Here is a 3,525-nt window from a genome sequence, read left to right as displayed (position 1 = left end):
GGCTTCAAGAAAGATAGCGCTGTGGCCGACGCCACGTGGAAGCAGACGCGGTCGGCGACGCCGGCGGCTCTTGCCCTACGCCGCGCCTCGTCCACGGCCTGCGGGACGAAGTCGATACCATCTCCCACCCAGCCCCGCGTCGCCAGGTAGATAAGCGCCCGGCCATAGCCGCAGCCGAGATCGAGCGTCCGCCCCGGCGGCAATTCGGCCGCCAGCGCCTCGATCTCCGGCGGCGGCGCGACCTCGTCCCACGGCACACGCCCCTCTTGATACCTTCCTAAGAATCGATCATAAGCGCTCGGGCCATCGGTCATGGGCTGCTCCACTATGAGTGACGTTGAAAAACAGTTGCCCTACAATAGCAGAGGATAGCCTGCAACAAAAGTTAGAGAGCAGCATGACCCAGACCCATACCCGCGCGCATACGCCCCGCCTGTGGCGCACCCGGCGTCACATTCGGGCCAATTGGCCGAGTTTCTTCGCCCTCTATGGCGCGCTGGTGGCGGCCGTTTTGCTGCTGGGCCTGGGGCTGGCCGCGGGCTGGTACTCGTTCATCCCCTTCGCGCTGGCGCTCATCATGGTGGCCTCCTACTTCCTGGTCGCCGCGCTGTGGCTGGCCTACCAACTGCATGACGCGCCGGGGGGAACGGCGATGGATTTGTTGCTGGAGTATGGGCAGCCCCGGCCGGACGACAGACTTGTCTGCATCGACCTGGGGCTGAGGGAACCGGCCATCCTGGTCGCCCAACGCTTGACCACCGGCCAGGCCACCGTTATCGACGTGTACAACCCCCAATCGAACCTCGGCGGCACGTTGCGGCGCGCCCGCGCCCGCTCGCGCAAGCCACCGCCCGACCCCCGGCTGAACTGGATCGACGGCAGAACCGGTCTGCTCCCCCTGCCCGACCGGAGCGTCAGCGCGGTGTATCTGCCCCACATCTTGTCGGAGTTCTGGCTGCTGGAGGAGCGGGATCAACTACTGCGCGAAGCGTGGCGCATCCTGGTTCCCAACGGGCGGCTGCTGCTGGCCGAGCGCGTGCGCGCCCGATCACATCTGCTGCTGGCGGTCATGATCACCCGGCCGTTGCCGCCGCCCGAGCAGTGGCGCGATCTACTGGCGAAGGCCGACTTCATCGTGCAGCGCGAAGAGATACTGCGCGGCCTTGTCTACTGCGTCCGCGCGGACAAACCGTCGCCCACCGCCGCCCGGCAACTGGCTCTAAACCTCGAGTACCTGTAGGGGCGCACCCGCGTGTGCGCTCTGGGCAGACACGCAGGTCTGCCCCTACTGCGTCACAATTTGCGCCATCCCCGCTCAATCTCCTCGCGCGTCAGCCGTTCCTGATCCAGCATCCACCCCAACAGCGTGGCGCACCGTTCGGTGAAGTGGTAGCTGTCCTCGTGCGCCAGGGCGACCGGCTGCTGCCACGCCGGGCTGTGCTCCAGCCGGCCGGGAGCCAGCACGAGAATCGCGTCGTGCGTCAGCGCCCGGAGATTGCTGATGTGGACCGACATCGGATGCTCGGCATGCACGACGTAGCGGTTGAGTAACGTGAAGCCGGCGTCGTACAGGGTTGTTGTCAACGCCGCCCAGGCCCGCGGCTGCCAATGGTGGAAGGTAAAGATGAGTCGCCCTACCTCCGGCCGCAACACGCGGCGGCATTCGCGGAAGATGCCGGTTAGCAGGCGAACGTATTGATCGGCGCTGACCTCACGCTCGGAACTGACAGCCGCCGTCGCCCCGTCATAGTCCCAATTGGCCGCGTCGGGCACAAACTGGCGCAGCCAGACACGGAAGAAGGCCGCCAGATCGCCATACTGGATGCTGTCGTAGTAAGGCGGGTCGGTGACCACGGCGTCGATGCTGCCGGTCGCCGCTGGCAGCGCTGTGGCCGAACCCTGCATCAGAAAGAAGCGCCGCTCCCCGCCGGAAAGCGCGGCAGCCGCATCGACCTCCTCACCTCCGTCCCGCTCGCCGGGGATAGGGACGAAGCGCGGCCGGCCGGCGCCCAGATCGCGCTCCACCGGCGCGGCAGCCCAGACGCGGGCGCGCTCGATGCGACTGTGAAAGAGCTTGCACAGCGTGCCGGACGCCCGGCGGGGGTAGATCGGGTTGGTTTCCAGCGCAGTGTAGGGGAAGGCGTAACCGTGGTGGGCGAAGGCGTGGCGCACCGCCCCGGCGCGGCGCTGGCCGGCCCCTTTATAGCCGCACAGCATCGAGTTGAACTCCAGCGACGTAGACACCAACAGGGCCAGGTTGAGCCGGATGATGGGGTCATCGCTCGGCAGATGGTGGATGACCTCTTGCAGGAAGATCAGTTGGCGACTGGAAAAGAGGTCGAGATAGCTGCCGATGCCCCGCCGCACCAGGTCAACCGACTTATCGCCGGGGACGACATCGAAGTCGCCAGCTGGAAACGCCAGGGCGGCCCGCCGTTCGTCGGCGCGAGCGCGCCGACGGCGGTCAGCGCCATCGGGCGGCTTGTAGAACAGCCCGTGCTCCGCGCAGTGGCTGGCGATGAGCAGCATCTCGTAGCGGGCGAAGTAGGGCCGGTCGATCAGTTCTTCATACCGTTCGCCACAGTGTGCACACGTCTCCTGCCGCTTCTCAACGAGGCGCAGCCCGGTGGGCCGGCACTCATGGGCGGGCGCATCGACCGCGCCACAAGCCGGGCACAGACGGATCGCGCCGTCTGCCTGCTGGCGAATGGTCAGCGAATCGACCACCAGCACGTCGCCGCAAGCGCAGCGGCGGCGCAACCCATAGAGCGCGTGCCACAGCGGCGTCGCCGCGCTGCACGTGGGACAACTGGTCAGGAACAGATCGCCCAGGCTGTCCGCCAGACAGTCGTGGAAGCGATCAAAGGCGGCGCGCAGGGCGGCCGGCGGCCGGTCGGTCAGGCTGGCCCGCGCTTGCAACACAGGGATGGGGTCAACGTCCACGCCCATAACGCTGGCTCCCAGGCGCAGCGCCTCGTGCAGCGTCGTCCCGCCGCCCATCATCGGGTCGAGGATGACCTTGCCCGCCAGGCCCAGCGGGGTGTAGTAGGGTGCGTGGGCCGCATCATCCACCAGCCCCTTGAGGATGAGCCGAAATGTGCTGCCGCAGCGCCGCCCCCACCACTTGTGCAAGTAGGTATTGGGACGATAGTTGTGCTTGTTGTACGTCTCAAAGCGCGCCAGACGATCGGCGAAATCCGCGTCGAAGGACGCGTCGATGGACGGCTTTGGGGTTGGGACAGACATCGCACGTATTGTAGCAGATCAGTCGCTTTACCAAATGACACGCATCATGGTAACATCGTCTTGTTTCCGATTGTTTCACCTATCCTCAATAGACCGGTATTCATAGACAGGGCAGACCCCACAGGCCGCTTCTACAAAATCTGTGTCATCTGTGCAATCTGTGGATGCTTCTTGACTTATGAACGACATTCAAGAGTTCTCTCGCCAAGTCCTGGACAACGTGGAGCGCGTCATCATCGGCAAGCGGGACGTGCTCGAATTGATGATGATCGCCATCCT

The 3,525-nt window shown here is 65.4% G+C and carries 3 protein-coding genes; 1 reads left to right on the top strand and 2 read right to left on the bottom strand.

Translation table 11 applies throughout. The features are described from left to right. On the bottom strand, positions 1 to 314 hold a 314-nt coding region (locus ACE3UY_RS04055), incomplete at its 3' end, for a class I SAM-dependent methyltransferase (protein ID WP_374686273.1). Positions 315 to 397: 83 nt separating this feature from the next. Between ACE3UY_RS04055 and ACE3UY_RS04050 the strand changes: the two genes are divergently transcribed. After that, a complete protein-coding gene (locus tag ACE3UY_RS04050; protein ID WP_374686272.1) occupies positions 398 to 1,240 on the top strand; it encodes a class I SAM-dependent methyltransferase in 843 nt (280 codons plus the stop codon). Positions 1,241 to 1,293: 53 nt separating this feature from the next. On the opposite strand, the gene ACE3UY_RS04045 is transcribed toward ACE3UY_RS04050, so the two are convergent. After that, on the bottom strand, positions 1,294 to 3,246 hold the full coding sequence (locus ACE3UY_RS04045) for a hypothetical protein (RefSeq protein WP_374686271.1): 1,953 nt from the start codon (positions 3,244 to 3,246) through the stop codon (positions 1,294 to 1,296). Positions 3,247 to 3,525 lie beyond the last annotated feature (279 nt).

Origin of the sequence: Promineifilum sp. (SeqCode) (assembly GCF_041918635.1) — a bacterium.
Classification (GTDB): domain Bacteria; phylum Chloroflexota; class Anaerolineae; order Promineifilales; family Promineifilaceae; genus Promineifilum.
The sequence above is the reverse complement of the archived record's forward strand: the minus strand, read 5'-3'. Positions and strand labels throughout refer to the sequence as shown.